Raw genomic sequence first — 15,245 nt, forward strand, 5'->3', positions numbered from 1 at the left:
TAGCGAGCTTGCGAGTGCAGGACCAGCGCGACCAGAAGTACCTGCGCTGATCCGTAGCGAGCCTGCGAGTGCAGGACCAGCGCGACCAGAAGTACCTGCGCTGATCCGTAGCACCCGCCGAGTTGTCAGAACCAGGCCGGGCGATACCCCGTCCTCCTTCTGACGACCGAGCGAAGAGGGTCCGGAACCTGAGGGTTCCGGACCCTCTTCGCATGCCCGACGGCGGAGCGCACCACCACCCCGTTCGGCCCCGGCAACCCGTCGGCTGAGCTGTCAGAACCAGCCCGGGCTGTACCCCGCCCTGCTTCTGACAACCCCCGAGCCTCGGGGGGAGGACCGCCGTCGGGCCGTCCCGGGGCGAGGTCCGCTCCCACCACCGCATACCCTGAACCGGTGGGTGTGATCTCGGAACTCGGCGTCCTGCTTCGGCTGCGCGACTTCAGGAAGCTCTTCGCCGTCCGGCTGGTCAGCCAGGCGGGCGACGGCATGTTCCAGGTCGGGTTGGCGTCGCTCCTCTTCTTCTCCCCGGAGTCCCAGGGCACGGCGGCGTCGATCGCCGCGGCGTTCGCGGTGATGCTGGCCCCGTTCACGATCGTGGGGCCGTTCGCGGGGGTCTTCCTGGACCGGTGGAGCCGGCGCCAGGTGCTGGTGTGGGGCAACGCGGTGCGCGTGGTCCTGACGGCGGCCACGGCGGTCCTCATGCTGACGTCGGGCGTGACGCCGTGGATCTACGTCCTGGCGCTCGCGACGCTCTCGGTCAACCGGTTCCTGCTCGCGGGCCTGTCGGCGGGCCTGCCGCGGGTGGTCGACGGCCCGCTGCTGCTCACGGCGAACTCCCTGACCCCGTCCCTCGGTGCCGCGGCGGCCTTCGTCGGTGGGGGCATCGGCTTCCTGCTGAGCCTGTTGTTCGAGCCGGGTCGTGTGAAGGACTCGGTCGCGCTGATGTGCGCGGCGCTCGTGTTCGGGGCGGCGTCGGCGCTCGCGCTGCGCATGTCGCGCGGGCTGCTGGGGCCGGACGAGCCGGCAGAGGCCGCGATCACGACCGAGATCGCGAAGGTCGCGCGCGGCCTCGCGGACGGCGCACGCTATCTCGCGGCGCGGCGCACGCCGGGTCAGGCCCTCATGGTCATGGCGACGCACCGCTTCCTGTACGGGGTCACGTTCATCGCGTCGATCCTCATCTCGCGCAACCTGCTGTCGGACCCGGGCAACGCGAACGCGGGTCTGGCGACGTTCGCGACCGTCGTGGGGCTCACGGGGGTCGGTGGCGCTCTCGCCGTCGTGCTGACCCCTACCCTGTCCCGCTACACGGGGCCGCACCTGTGGATCGCGCTCATGCTGGGCCTGGCCTCGGCGAGCCAGCTCCTGCTCGTCACGACGCCGTCGCGCACGGTCGTGTACGCGGGGGCGCTGCTGCTGGGGCTCGCTGCGCAGGCGACCAAGATCGCGGTGGACACGATCGTCCAGCGTGACACCGCGGACGCCTTCCGGGGCCGGGCCTTCGCGTTCTACGACGTCCTGTACAACGCGGCGTTCGTGGGGGCGGCGGCCCTGGCCGCGTTCACGCTCCCGGACACGGGCTACTCGCGTCCGGTCTTCGTGGTCCTCGCGCTCGCGTACGCGGCAGCGGCGGTGGTCTTCGGCCGGTTCGGAGCACGCCGCCCGGCGGAGCCCGACGGCGCCGCTCACCTCCCGCGCGCGGCCGTCGGCGAGTAGCGCGTGGGGTGAGGTCGCTCACCCCGGATCCCTGCCCGCGCGGACGCGTGCCGTGAGACCGGCGCCGTGCCGGGCCTCGCGACCCGGTCGGCGTCGTCGTCGGAGGACGACCGATGAGTCCTGCCCGGAAAAGGAGTCGTCAGGGTCGCGGGGAATAACTCAGGATGGTTGAGCGTCGTTTCTCGTAGGGCGTACGACTTCTCGACCCGACGCTCCCCACCTCCCTCGCTGTGCTCCCCCGGGCCGCGCGGGCGCGCACCGACCCCACAGGAGAGCCATGCAGGTACCTCAGAGCACCGCCCCGTCCTTACCCACCTCCGACAAGCTCTCGCGCGAGAACTTCCTCGTGATCGCGCTGCTGCTCGTCTCGGCGTCGGTCGTCATCCTCAACGAGACGACCATGGGCGTCGCCCTGCCGCACCTCATGGCGGAGATGCACATCTCCGCGACCACGGGCCAGTGGCTCACGACGGCCTTCATGCTCACCATGGCGATCGTCATCCCCGCGACCGGCTTCCTGCTGCAGCGCCTGGGGACCCGTGGCGCGTTCCTGCTCGCCATGTCGCTGTTCAGCACGGGCACGGCCCTCGCGGCGTTCGCGCCCGGCTTCGGCTGGCTGCTCGGCGCGCGCGTGGTGCAGGCCTCGGGCACCGCGATCATGATGCCCCTGCTCATGACGACCATCATGACGCTCGTCCCCCCGACGGCCCGTGGCCGGATCATGGGCAACGTCGCGATCGTCATGGCGGCCGCTCCCGCCCTGGGTCCCACGCTGTCCGGGCTGATCCTCGACACCCTGAGCTGGCGCTGGATCTTCGGTCTGGTCCTGCCGGTCGCCCTCGTGGCGCTCGTCGTCGGCGCGAAGTACGTCAAGGACTCGGCCGACCGGACGCACACGCGCCTCGACCCGCTCTCGCTCGTCCTCGCGGCCCTCGCGTTCGGCGGTCTGGTCTACGGCCTGTCCAACCTGGGTGAGGCCGCGCGCGCCACGCCCGTCGTCCCCGTGTGGATCCCGCTCGTCGTCGGGCCCGTGTTCCTGGTCCTGTTCGTCGCGCGTCAGCTCGTCCTCCAGCGTCGCGACGCGGCGCTGCTCGACCTGCGCGTCTTCTCCTCGCGCGGCTTCACGGTGTCGCTCGGGATCATGGCGGTCAGCATGATCGCGCTGTTCGGCTCGATCATCCTGCTGCCGCTGTACCTGCAGAACTCGCTGGGCATGGACCCCTTGTACACGGGGCTGCTCGTGCTGCCGGGTGGTCTGCTCATGGGTCTGCTGGGTCCGACGGTCGGGCGCCTGTACGACCGCGTCGGCCCGCGTCCCCTGGTCCTGCCCGGCCTGGTGGCGGTCACGGTGTCGCTCGCCGCGCTGTCGACCGTGGGCGCGAGCACGTCGCCCTGGTTCGTCCTGGGCGCGCACGTCGTGCTCAGCCTGGGCCTCGCGTTCGTGTTCACGCCGCTGTTCACGGGGGCGCTCTCGGCGCTCAAGCCGTCGCTGTACTCGCACGGCAGCGCGATGATCGGCACGGTCCAGCAGCTCGCGGGTGCGGCCGGGACGGCGCTGTTCGTCGCGGTCATGACGTCGCGCTCGGTCGCGCTGGCCGCTGAGGGCGCGAGCGAGCAGGTCGCCCTCGCGGAGGGCGTGAGCTCGGCGTTCGTCTGGGGAGCGGCGGTCACGCTGGTCGCGGTCGCGCTGACGTTCCTGCTGCGCAGGCCGGCAGCGGTCGAGACGTCCCCCGTCCTGCCCGACGCCGTCGCGTCAGCCACGCTCGACGCTCCCGTCCTCGAGAGCGTCGGGGAGGCGCCCGAGCGCCGCTGACGCGGCCGACCGGGGCGGAGCCGCGCACGAGCAGAAGGACGCACGAAGGGCGGGCACCGAGGTGCCCGCCCTTCGTCGTGCCCGGCGTGCGTGGTGGTCCGAGGTCGACCGGCCGACCGCGGGAGCCGACCAGCACCGCGTCCGGCGTCAGCCGGCGGCCCGGCTCGCGCTCACTCCTCGCGGGCTGCCCACCAGGCCAGCAGCTCCTCGCGTGCGACGTCCTCGCCGAGCGGACCGCGGTCGAGCCGCAGCTCGAGCAGGAACTTGTAGGCCTGGCCCACCTCGGGGCCGGGAGCGATCCCCAGGGCCGCCATGATCTGCTGCCCGTCGAGGTCGGGACGGATCGAGGCCAGCTCCTCCTCGCCCCGCAGCCGCTCGATGCGCTGCTCCAGGTCGGTGTACGCGTCGGAGAGGCGCTGCGCCTTGCGCTTGTTGCGCGTGGTCGAGTCGGCCCGGGTCAGGCGGTGGAGCCGCTCGAGCAGAGGGCCGGCGTCCGTGACGTACCGACGCACCGCGGAGTCGGTCCACTCGCCCTCGCCGTACCCGTGGAAGCGCAGGTGCAGCTCGACGAGCCGCGAGACGTCCTTGACCGTGTCCTTGTCGAAGCGCAGGGCCTTGAGCCGCTTGGCGGTCAGCTTGGCCCCCACCACCTCGTGGTGGTGGAAGCTGACCCCGCCCCCGGTCTCGAAGCGCCGCGTGGCGGGCTTGCCGATGTCGTGCAGGAGCGACGCGAGCCGCAGGACGAGGTCCGGGGCCGGCACCGCGCCGTCGGGCCCCGTCTCCTGAGCGATCGCCTGCTCGAGCACCGTCAACGAGTGCTGGTAGACGTCCTTGTGCCGGTGGTGCTCGTCGATCTCGAGGCGGAGCGCCGGGAGCTCGGGCAGGACGTGGTCCGCGAGCCCGGTCTCGACGAGCACCTCGAGACCCTTGCGCGGCGCGTCCGACAGCAGCAGCTTGGTCAGCTCGTCGCGCACGCGCTCCGCGGAGACGATCTCGATGCGCGAGGCCATGTCGACGATCGCTGCGCGGGTCGCGGGCTCGACCTCGAACCCGAGCTGGGCGGCGAAGCGCGCGGCCCGCATCATGCGCAGCGGGTCGTCGTCGAACGAGCGCTCGGGGGCGATCGGGGTGCGCAGGACGCCCAGCGCGAGGTCCGCGAGTCCGTCGTGCGGGTCGACGAACAGCATCTCCGGGACGCGGACGGCCATCGCGTTGACCGTGAGGTCCCGCCGGGACAGGTCGCCGACGAGCGTGTCCCCGAACGCGACGAGCGGCTTGCGCGACGCCGGGTCGTACTCGTCGGTGCGGTAGGTCGTCACCTCGACCACCAGGTCGCCGGTCCCCCGCGGGCTGCCCTTGGGCCCGAACCGCTTGGCGCCGATCGTGCCGAACTCCTTGCCGATGTCCCAGTGCGCGTCGCCCCACGCCGCGAGGAGCGCCTGGGTCTGGTCCGGGTTCGCCGAGGTCGCGAAGTCGAGGTCGTTGCTCGCGCGGCCGAGGAACGCGTCGCGGACCGGACCGCCCACGAGGGCCAGCTCGTGGCCGGCGGCGTGGAACAGCTCCCCGAGCTCGATCGCCGCGGGCGCCATCTCGGTGAGCACCGCCAGGGCGCGCCGGAGGAGCTCGAGCTGTTCGGGCGTGGTCGGCACCCCGCGAGAACCCTCCGCGGGCTGCGCGGAAGGTTCGGGGACGGGGGAGATCTGGGAAGGAGTCGGCACGACATCCAAGCGTGCCAGATCAGGCGCCGACTCCACACTCGGTAAAGTTGGGTCATGTCCACCCCAGCGCACTCTCCGGACCACCGCGGTGTCCCAGCACCGCCCGGTGGGCATGCGTTGCGGATCGACCCGGAGGCCGCGCGCGCCGCGACCCCGACGCCCGCCCCGGCCACCCCGCTCCCCGTCGTCGAGGAGATCTCCGCAGGTGGACTCGTCGTCGACACGTTCGACGGCCTGTACCGAGCCGCGGTCATCGCCCGCCGCAACCGTGGCGGACGGCTCGAGTGGTGCCTGCCCAAGGGGCACCTCGAGGGCGACGAGACGCCCGAGGAGGCCGCCGTCCGGGAGATCGCCGAGGAGACGGGGATCACGGGCGCGGTCCAGCTGCCGCTCGGGATCATCGACTACTGGTTCACGGGCGAGGACCGGCGCGTGCACAAGGTCGTCCACCACTTCCTGCTCAAGGCCACGGGTGGGTACCTCACCGTCGAGGGCGACCCCGACGGCGAGGCCGAGGACGTCGCCTGGATCCCGTTCGAGGACCTCCCCGAGCGGCTGTCGTACCCGAACGAGCGGCGCCTCGCGGCCGTCGCGCACGACGTCCTCCGAGGTCGGCGCACGACGGCCCGCTTCCGGGGTACCGTGACTCGCACCGTCGTCCGTACCAGCCGGCCGGCACCCGACGACCCCCGGAACCCGACCGACCACTCATGACCTTCCTCTCCCCCGTCGGCTCAGCCCGTGCATCGAGCCGTCGTCCCGCAGACTCCACCGCGCCCTCGGCCGTCGTGCAGGCTCCAGCGCGCCCTCGGCCGTCCTCGGACGACCCGCGCACCGGTGCCAGGGCTGCCGGTCCTCGATCGCTGACCAGGAACCTCGTCGGCGGGCTCCTGACCGCGGCGCTCGCCCTCGTGCTCGTCGTCGTGCCCTCCAGCCCCGGCGGCGGTACCCGTGAGGCCACGGCGTCCGCCTCGGTCGGGGTGAACGGGGTCGCCGGGGCCAACCCTGCGGTCGTCGACGAGCCAGGCGCCGTCTCGACCACGCTCGTCTCGATGACGCCCACCACGGTCGGACCCGGGAGCACCGTCACGGTGGTCGCGCGGATCCACAACGGCACCGACGAGGCGCTCACGGCCCCCCGGGCCACGCTCGGCGTGAACTGGCGCCTCCTCGGCACCCGGTCCGCCCTGGCCGCCTGGGCCGACGAACCCACCTCGAAGCGGTCCGCGGAGGCCATGGCGACCGAGACCCTCGATCCGATCGCCCCGGGCCAGGACGCGACCGTGACGTTCGACCTCGACACCGACGACTTCAACCTCGAACCGGGATCGGGCTGGGGCCCCCGTCCCCTCTCGATCACGGTCACGGACGGCTCCGAGCGGCTCGACGTGCTGCGCACCTTCCTCCTGTGGGAGGACACCGCGGCGCCGTCCCCCGTGGGGTTGAGCCTCCTCGCCCCCGTGACCGGCCCTGCGCTGGGCCTCACCACGGCCCCGGACACCGAGGGGCAGGAACAGACGAGCGTCGACGTCGCGGCCGTGGACGACGCGCTCGGTGCCGACCAGCGTCTGGGCCACCTCCTCTCCGCGACCTCAGGTCGCCCCGAGGTCGCCTGGGCGGTCGACCCGGCGCTGGTCGCCGCTGCCCGCACCTCGACCGAGAGCTCGACCGCGGCGTGGGTGTCCGCATTCGACGAGGCGTCCGCGGACCGGTCGGTCTTCGCGCTCCGCCCCTACGACCCGGACCCCGCGGCCTACGCACAGGTCGGGGCCGCGCTCCCCGCGCCGACGGTCCCCCTGCCCGGAGGCTCGACGACCGATCCCTCCTGGCGCACCGACCTCACCCTGCCCGGTGACGAGGTCCCGGGCCGGGCGACGGTGCGCACGAGCGTGCAGGCCGGATCGCCCCTCGTCGTGGTCCGGGGCGACGGCCTGACCCCCGTGGACTCCGTGAGCTACACCCCGACCGGCCTGGCCACGGTCGAGACCGACGCGGGTCCCGCGATCGCTCTGGTGTCCGACGCCGCGCTCACCGAGGCCTTCTCGGCGGGCACCCAGGCCTCGGGGGCAGGGTCGACGGCAGACGCCACGCAGCGCCTCCTCGCGGAGACCGCGGTGATCGCCTCGGAGCGCCCCGCGGACCCGCGCCACCTCCTGATCGCCCTCTCCCGTGGGTTCGACCCGGACCCTGCCGCCTTCGACGCCGTGCTCGACGCGCTCGACGACGCCTCCTGGGTCACGCTCACCCCCGTCGACGACCTGCTGTCCGCACCGGTGCCGGACGTCGAACGGAGCACGCTCCCCGAGTCCGACGGGGGCGAGGGGGTCCTGCCGGCACCCGAGATGTCGTCGCTCCAGCGGGCCCGGACCGAGGTCTCGACGTTCTCCACGATCGCCACCGACCCGGCCGCGATCGTCCAGGAGGCCGAGCCCGCGCTCGTCGTGCCCACGGCCGTGGCGTACCGCACGGCACCGGGGGAACGGACGGCCGCGGTGCAGGCGGCGATCGCCGACGCGGACCGCCTCCGCTCGTCGGTCGCCGTGGTCCGCCGCGGGTCGGGCGTCCTGCTCATCAACACGTCGGGCAACATCCCGGTGCGGGTGCAGAACACGCTCGACCAGGAGGTCACGGTCCAGGTCGCGCTCCGACCGGACAACGCGCGCCTCAAGGTCGTCTCGTTCCCCGTCGGCCCCATCCCGCCGGGGACCGAGGTGGACTTCAAGGTCCCGGTGCGGGCCTACGGCAGCGGCAACGTCCGCGTCGAGGTCGAGCTCCTCGCCGTCCCGTCCGGGACGGTCGTCGCTCCGTCCTCCGACTTCTCGGTCAGGGTGCGCGCCGACTGGGAGACCGTCGGTACCGCGGTGTTCGCCGGCCTGGTCGCCCTGCTCATGATCGGCGGGCTGTGGCGGACCATCCGACGCGGGCGCTCCCCGCGCCGCGTCGCGGAGCTGACCCCTGCGTCCGGTGTGCCGACCGCTCAGGCCTCCGCGCCGTCGTCGGACACCTCGGCAGGGAGCGAGGAGTGAAGCACGCCCGCCCGAGCGGCACCCCGCGCGGGCCCCGCCCCGTGCACGACGACGCGGCGCCCGCCGCCGCCGGAGCGACGCCGTCCGCGCCCGACGGCACCCAGGACACCGAGGCAGGGACGACGACCGTGACCAGCACCAAGGGCGGCCTCGGTCGCAGCTCGATGCTCATGGCGTCCGGGACCGCGGTCTCGCGCATCCTGGGACTCGTCCGCAACGTCCTGCTCATCACCGCGATCGGGACCACGGGCCTCGCGGCCGACGCGTTCGACGTCGCGAACAAGATCCCCAACGTGCTCTTCGCGATCCTGGCGGGCGGCGTCCTCAACGCGGTCCTCGTCCCCCAGATCATCCGCGCGTTCCGCTCGAAGAACCCGCAGGAACGTCTCGACAAGCTGCTGACGCTGTCGGGGGTCCTGCTCCTGGGCCTGAGCCTGCTCCTGACGTCGGCGTCCACGATCATCGTGTCGCTGTACACCGACGGGTGGGGGTCCGCGCAGTTCTCGCTCGCGGTGGCCTTCGCGTTCTGGTGCATCCCCCAGCTGTTCTTCTACGGGCTGTACACGCTGCTCGGCCAGGTGCTCAACGCGCGCGGACAGTTCGGGCCGTTCATGTGGGCCCCCGTGGTCAACAACGTCGTGTCGATCGTCGGCTTCGTCGCGTTCATCCTGATCTACGGCCCGTACGCGACCGGTGCGGTCGAGGACCTCGGCACGTGGGACGGGGCCAAGATCGCGCTCCTCGCCGGGACGGCGACGCTGGGCGTCGCGTCCCAGGCGCTCATCCTGATCCTGCCCCTGTGGCGCTCCGGCTTCCGCTGGCACTTCCGCCTGGGCCTGCACGGGATCGGGCTGCGCTCGGCGGGCCAGGTCGCGATCTGGACGTTCGGCGCCGTGATCCTCGAGCAGATCGGCGTCCTGTTCACGACGCAGTTCGCCTCGAGCGCCCCTGCCGCCGCGCTGCGGCAGACGTTCGGCGACTACGCCTCCGAACCGGCCGCGCTCGGGATGGTCACGGGCGTCGTGACCGGCGCGCCCGAGGCCTTCTCCGTCGCGGGCAACGCCGCCTACACCCAGGCGCTCATGATCTACCTGCTGCCCCACTCGCTCGTCACGGTGTCGATCGCCACCGCGCTGTTCACCGGCATGAGCGCGGCCGCCGGGGCCGGCGACTTCGCGCGCGTGCGTCACGACCTGTCGCGCGGCGTGCGAACCGTGGGCGTGTTCACGGTCTTCGCGACCGCCGTCTTCGCGATCCTCGCACTGCCGCTCACCAAGCTCCTGCTCATCAACGTCTCGCCGAGCGGGGCCGTCGCCGTCAGCCAGATCCTGGTCGCCATGGCGTTCGGCCTGGTGCCGCTCGGCGGCATGGTCCTCATGAAGTGGGTGTACTTCGCCTACGAGGACGGCAGGACCGTGTTCATGATCCAGGTCCCCGCGACCGTCGCGCTCGTGGGGATCGCGTGGCTCGCGACGCGCACGCTCGACCCGGTGTGGTGGGTCGTCGGTGTCGGTGCCGCGATGTCGCTGTCCAACATGATCGTCGTGCTCCTGCGGACCGCCGGCCTGCGGCGCAAGCTGCACGGGCTGGACGCCTTCCGGATCGTCCGGATGCACGTCAAGACCATCCTCGCCGCGGGAGCCAGCGCTGCGGTCGGATGGGGTGTACTTCAGCTGTTCGGTGACCTGTACGGACTGTCGTGGCTCCGCGCCGCGGTCGTCACGGCAGTTGTCGGGATCGTCATGACCGCCGTGTACATCGGTGGTCTCAAGGCCATGCGGGTCCGCGAGCTCGACCAGCTCGCAGACCCCCTGCTCCGCAAGCTCGGGCGACGACGTCCGGCCGCGAGATAGAAGGCGCCCGTACCATGTGGGGGGAAGATGTCAACGGCAAGGAAGTTCGAGGTGGGCAGGTGACCGCAGCAGGACCCGGCACGACGCTGGTAGGGCGTTACCTGCTGGCCGAACGACTGGCGAGCGACCTGGTCGACGTCACCGCCTGGTCCGCGCACGACTCGGTGCTCAACCGCACCGTACGTGTCTCGCTCGTCACCGGGCAGCACGTCACCGAGGCGATCGACTCGGCACGACGCGCGGCTCTCGTCGCCGACCCCCGCCTGACCCGGGTGCTCGACGTGGGGACCGACGACGGCATCGCGTACGTCATCACCGAGCCCTTTGCAGGCATCACGCTGTCAGAGGTCGTCGCGGGCGGGATCGTCGACGCCCAGCAGGCCCGAGTCATCGTCGGTGAGGCCGCGGCCGCGCTCGAGGTGGCACGGCGCCGCGGTGTCCACCACCTCGCGCTGCGCCCCGAGGCCGTCCGCGTCGACGGCAACAAGGTCCTCGTCACGGGCCTCGGTCTCGACGCCGGGATCAGCGGGCAGGACCAGCAGGACGCCGACGCCACGTCCCACCTCGACGCCGTCGGGCTCGTCGCGCTCCTCTACTACGCCATGACCGCCCGCTGGGCCGGGCCCAGCCTCGACGTGCCGTGGATCACCCCCGACTCCGTCCACCCCTTGCCGGCGCAGCGCGACGCCTCGGGCATCCTCCCGCTCTCTGCAGTGGTTCCCGGGGCGCCCGACGACCTGTCCGAGCTCTGCGCACAGGTCTTCGCCGACACCGCGGCACGTCCAGACGCGTCGGGAGACGACACCTCCTCCGACGACGACGGCCCGGCTCCCGCAACGCCCGCCCAGATCGTCTCGGCCCTCGAGCCCTGGGGCACCCTTTCCGTGGTTGCCGCGCTCCCGACCTTCGTCCAGCGCCCCGCCCCGCAGCCCACCAACGGGGTGAGCCGGCAGTCGATCCGCAGCGCGTTCGACGTCCCGCTCTCGACCCCGCCCGGCACCCCGCCGCCCGCGGTTCCGTTCCATCGTCCGGCGACGGGACGGATCCACCGGGTCCCCCTGAGCGGCGCGTCGACGCTGCCCGACGGCGCGAGCTACCCGGCCCCCACCTACGCGGACTCCCCGGCTCCCCCGGCCTACGCCGCTGTCCCGGCCGGGCCTCCCCCCGGCGGGTACCCGACGCAGCCGGCTCCCGCCGTGCCGCACCCGGTCTCGGCGGCGCAGCCCACGGTCGCCGTGCCCCCGCCTCCGCCGCCGGCCGCACAGACTTCCGCCGGACAGACCGCGGCGGGTCCGCCGTCGGGCCCCTTCGCCACCACCCCCGCCAAGAAGACCGGGTCCAAGAGCACCTGGATCATCATGCCGATCGTGCTGCTCCTCGTGATCGTCGCGGTCGTGTGGGGCGTCAAGTTCGGCCTCAGCGGGTTCGGTGACACCTCCTCGCCCAACGACGACAACGGGATCGAGCAGCCGAGCGGGTCCGACCCCTCGGAAGGCGGCACCGACGAGGAGCTGCCGGTCAACACCGATCCCCTCACGATCGCGAGCGGCGGGCTGCTCGACCCCGACGTGGCCGACCCCGGTGACGTCGGAGAGAAGCCCGAGGCCGTGCCCCTCGCGATCGACGGAGACCCGTCGACCTTCTGGTTCACGTACTCCTACAAGGACGGTGGTTTCGGCGGGCTCAAGTCCCGGACCGGCTACACCTTCTCGTTCAGGGAGCCGGAGACCGTCCAGCGGATCGTCCTGAGCACGAACAACACGGGCGGCCACGTCGAGGTCCGCGCCGTGACTCCCGCCGAGCCCAACGGTGGAGAGATCCTGGCCTCAGGGACGTTCTCGGAGACCGTCGAGCTCGAGCTCGATCCCGCCGCGAAGGGCACGACGTTCGTCCTGATGATCACCGAGCTGCCCCAGGCTCCTGACGGCGCGTTCCGCGTCGAGCTCAACGAGATCACGGCCTACTGATCAGCACCGACTGCCCTGCTGGGCTCCCCGCGCCGGCGTGAGGGAGCACAGCAGACCACCGACACCGGTGCCCTCGGAACAGAAGGACGCCCCTTGGCGTTGGACCCGGTGCACCACCCACCACTGAGGAGTACACGTGACGGAGAACAGCCCCACGACCGCGCCGCGGAACGTCATCATCGTGGGTTCGGGCCCCGCCGGGTACACGGCCGCCGTGTACGCCGCGCGCGCGGGCCTCGAACCCCTGGTCCTGGCCGGTTCCATCACGGCCGGTGGCGCCCTGATGAACACGACCGAGGTCGAGAACTTCCCCGGGTTCCCCGACGGGATCATGGGTCCTGAGCTCATGGAGAACCTGCAGAAGCAGGCCGAGAAGTTCGGCGCGCAGGTCGAGTGGGACGACGCGATCGAGCTGCGGCTCGAGGGCCCGGTCAAGACCGTGGTCACGGGCAACGGCGAGACCTACACCGCTCGCGCCGTGATCCTCGCGACGGGCTCTGCGTACCGTGAGCTGGGCCTGGACGACGAGAAGCGGCTGTCCGGCCGTGGCGTGTCCTGGTGCGCGACGTGCGACGGGTTCTTCTTCCGCGACCAGCACATCGTGGTCGTCGGTGGCGGAGACTCCGCGGTCGAGGAAGCGACGTTCCTGACGCGCTTCGCGTCCAAGGTCACCATGGTGCACCGGCGCGACGAGCTCCGTGCGTCCAAGATCATGGCCGACCGCGCCAAGGCCGATCCCAAGATCGAGTTCGCCTGGAACAGCGAGATCGTCGCCATCCACGGCGAGAACAAGGTCGAGTCCCTGACGCTGCGCGACACGGTCACCGGCCAGGAGCGCTCGCTCGACGCGACCGGTCTGTTCGTCGCGATCGGGCACGACCCGCGCACCGAGCTCGTCAAGGACCAGATCGACCTGGACGACGAGGGCTACATCCAGGTCCAGGGGCGCACGACCCTGACCAATATCGAGGGCGTGTTCGCGTGCGGCGACGCCGTCGACCACACGTACCGCCAGGCCATCACCGCGGCCGGCTCCGGCTGCTCCGCGGCACTCGACGCCCAGCGCTACCTCACCGAGCTCGCCGACGCCTTCGAGGACGCCGCCGGCCTCCCCGAGATCGCGGGCACCCCCGACGTCCCCAACCCCGACGAGCTGCCGCAGGCGCTGGAGGAGATCCGATGAGCAACACGGTCAAGGTCACCGACGACACGTTCAAGGCCGAGGTCCTCGAGTCGGACGTTCCCGTCATCGTGGACTTCTGGGCGACCTGGTGCGGTCCCTGCCTGCAGATCGCCCCGATCCTCGAGGAGCTCGCAGGCGAGTACGCAGGCAAGGTCAAGATCGCCAAGCTCGACTCGGACGAGAACCCCGCGATCACGGCCGCGTACGGCGTGGTCTCGATCCCGACGCTCAACTTCTACTCGGGCGGCGAGCTCGTGAAGTCGATCGTCGGGGGGCGCCCCAAGCGCATCCTCGTCGAGGAGATCGACGCGCTGCTCTCCTGACGTGACGTGCTCCGCGCCTGCGCGGAGCTCACCTCGAAGGGGTGGCTGGTCCTCGCGACCGGCCACCCCTTCGTCGTCCGGCTGCTCCCTCGACGTCGATGCTCCCTCTCATCGATCGCCCTGGACCCGCGTGGTGCGGTCGCCTACCGCACCGGGCCAGGCCGACGCCGGGGCACGACAGGACCCTTGACGACGTCCGGAGAGCGACCCCTTCACGGTTCCCCCCGATTCGTCGTGCGAGACTGGGGATCGTGAGCACGACACCGACGCACCCCGCTCAGCCCGCTCCCTCCGGGGGCACCCGCCTCGACCCGTGGTTCGGCGCCTACGCCGAGCGAGCCCACGGCATGCGAGCGTCGGAGATTCGCGCCCTGTTCGCGGTCGCGAATCGCCCCGAGGTCGTCTCGCTCGCCGGTGGGATGCCCTACCTCGAAGGCCTCCCCCTCGACACCATCGCCGACGCCATGCAGCGGCTCGTCGCGACGCGCGGCACCACCGCGCTCCAGTACGGCTCGGGTCAGGGTGCCGAGGAGCTCCGTGAGCGCATCATCGACATCGTCCGGCTCGAGGGCATCGACTGCCACCCCGACGACGTCGTGGTGACCACGGGTTCACAGCAGGCTCTCGACCTGGTGACGCGCATCTTCATCGACCCGGGCGACGTCGTCGTGGCCGAGGCCCCCAGCTATGTCGGCGCGCTCGGCGTCTTCCGGTCCTACCAGGCGGACATCGTCCACGTCCCTCTGGACGAGCACGGGCTGATCCCCGAGGCGCTCGAGGAGACCTTGACCCGCCTCGCCGCCGATGGGCGCCGCGTCAAGCTGCTCTACACGGTCCCCAACTTCCACAACCCGGCCGGCGTCACCATGTCGCTCGAGCGCCGTCCCCGCATCCTCGAGATCGCGCAGCGATTCGGCGTCCTCGTGATCGAGGACAACCCGTACGGGCTGCTGGGCTTCGACGGCGATCCCCTGCCGGCGCTGCGGTCGCTCGACGACGAGGGCGTGCTCTACCTCGGGTCGTTCTCCAAGACCTTCGCGCCGGGCTACCGGGTCGGCTGGGTCGTGGCCCCGCACGCAGTCCGCGAGAAGCTGGTCCTGGCGAGCGAGTCGGCCATCCTCTGCCCCTCGAACGCCTCGCAGCTCGCGATCGCGACGTACCTCGAGACCTGTGACTGGCAGGGACAGATCAAGCAGTTCCGCGAGCTCTACCGCGAGCGTCGCGACGCCATGATCGGCGCCCTCTCCGAGCACCTGCCGTCGGCGACATGGACCGTTCCCGACGGAGGCTTCTACACCTGGGTCAAGCTTCCCGACGGGCTCGATGCCCGTTCGATGCTGCCGCGAGCGGTCACGGCCCGGGTCGCCTACGTCCCCGGGACGGCGTTCTACGCAGACGGCTCCGGCGCGGACCACGTGCGGCTCTCCTACTGCTTCCCGACGCCGGAGCGCATCCGCGAGGGCGTCCGCCGGTTTGCCGGCGTCGTGTCCGCAGAGAGGGACCTCGTCGAGATCTTCGGAACGTCAGGCGCTCCGGACTCGGACCTGACCGACGTCGAGAACCCTGGCCCCAACCTCGCGTGAGCACCACCCCCGCGCACGAGAGCACCTTGCAGAACGTCGAGAGGACCAAGACCGTGGGTACTG

At 71.8% G+C, this 15,245-nt stretch carries 10 protein-coding genes; 9 read left to right on the forward strand and 1 reads right to left on the reverse strand.

The annotated features are described in order from the left end of the window. Positions 1 to 393: 393 nt before the first annotated feature. Both OERS_RS09100 and OERS_RS09105 read left to right on the forward strand, forming a co-directional pair. Positions 394 to 1,716, forward strand: a complete 1,323-nt coding sequence (locus tag OERS_RS09100; protein WP_056654024.1) for an MFS transporter — start codon at positions 394 to 396, stop codon at positions 1,714 to 1,716. 277 nt (positions 1,717 to 1,993) lie between these two features. After that, entirely contained in the window at positions 1,994 to 3,529 is a 1,536-nt protein-coding gene (locus OERS_RS09105; protein ID WP_068625530.1) for an MDR family MFS transporter, read from the forward strand. Positions 3,530 to 3,699: 170 nt separating this feature from the next. Here the strand turns inward: OERS_RS09105 and OERS_RS09110 are convergent, their stop codons facing one another. Beyond that, a complete protein-coding gene (locus tag OERS_RS09110) occupies positions 3,700 to 5,178 on the reverse strand; it encodes a CCA tRNA nucleotidyltransferase (protein ID WP_068625531.1) in 1,479 nt (492 codons plus the stop codon). Between the two features lie 123 nt (positions 5,179 to 5,301). On the opposite strand from OERS_RS09110, the gene OERS_RS09115 reads away from it, so the two are divergent. The 7 genes from OERS_RS09115 (at position 5,302) to OERS_RS09145 (ending at position 15,182) form a co-directional block, all read left to right on the forward strand. Continuing rightward, complete coding sequence (locus OERS_RS09115) at positions 5,302 to 5,961, forward strand: NUDIX hydrolase (protein ID WP_082849118.1); 660 nt, start codon at positions 5,302 to 5,304, stop codon at positions 5,959 to 5,961. Continuing rightward, positions 5,958 to 8,273, forward strand: a complete 2,316-nt coding sequence (locus OERS_RS09120) for a DUF6049 family protein (RefSeq protein WP_068625532.1) — start codon at positions 5,958 to 5,960, stop codon at positions 8,271 to 8,273. The genes OERS_RS09115 and OERS_RS09120 overlap by 4 nt, the downstream gene beginning before the upstream one ends. Then, positions 8,270 to 10,126 (forward strand): murein biosynthesis integral membrane protein MurJ, encoded by a 1,857-nt coding sequence (gene murJ, locus OERS_RS09125; RefSeq protein WP_248948477.1) that lies wholly within the window; start codon positions 8,270 to 8,272, stop codon positions 10,124 to 10,126. Before OERS_RS09120 ends, murJ begins: the two co-directional genes overlap by 4 nt. Positions 10,127 to 10,185: 59 nt before the next feature. Further along, positions 10,186 to 12,093, forward strand: a complete 1,908-nt coding sequence (locus tag OERS_RS09130) for a protein kinase family protein (RefSeq protein WP_068625533.1) — start codon at positions 10,186 to 10,188, stop codon at positions 12,091 to 12,093. A 136-nt stretch (positions 12,094 to 12,229) separates the two neighbouring features. Then, a complete protein-coding gene (gene trxB / locus OERS_RS09135; RefSeq protein ID WP_068625534.1) occupies positions 12,230 to 13,276 on the forward strand; it encodes a thioredoxin-disulfide reductase in 1,047 nt (348 codons plus the stop codon). Further along, positions 13,273 to 13,599 (forward strand): thioredoxin, encoded by a 327-nt coding sequence (gene trxA, locus OERS_RS09140; RefSeq protein WP_068625535.1) that lies wholly within the window; start codon positions 13,273 to 13,275, stop codon positions 13,597 to 13,599. The genes trxB and trxA overlap by 4 nt, the downstream gene beginning before the upstream one ends. A gap of 251 nt (positions 13,600 to 13,850) precedes the next feature. Beyond that, entirely contained in the window at positions 13,851 to 15,182 is a 1,332-nt protein-coding gene (locus tag OERS_RS09145) for an aminotransferase-like domain-containing protein (protein WP_068625536.1), read from the forward strand. Positions 15,183 to 15,245 lie beyond the last annotated feature (63 nt).

The sequence above is a fragment of the Oerskovia enterophila genome, from assembly GCF_001692445.1.
GTDB lineage: Bacteria > Actinomycetota > Actinomycetes > Actinomycetales > Cellulomonadaceae > Oerskovia > Oerskovia enterophila.

Bases quoted from the DNA above. Each gene is read 5' to 3' on its own strand.
- OERS_RS09105 (WP_068625530.1), top strand. From the start codon at position 1,994: ATGCAGGTACCTCAGAGCACCGCCCCGTCCTTACCCACCTCCGACAAG.
- OERS_RS09115 (WP_082849118.1), top strand. From the start codon at position 5,302: ATGTCCACCCCAGCGCACTCTCCGGACCACCGCGGTGTCCCAGCACCG.
- OERS_RS09120 (WP_068625532.1), top strand. From the start codon at position 5,958: ATGACCTTCCTCTCCCCCGTCGGCTCAGCCCGTGCATCGAGCCGTCGT.
- trxA (WP_068625535.1), top strand. From the start codon at position 13,273: ATGAGCAACACGGTCAAGGTCACCGACGACACGTTCAAGGCCGAGGTC.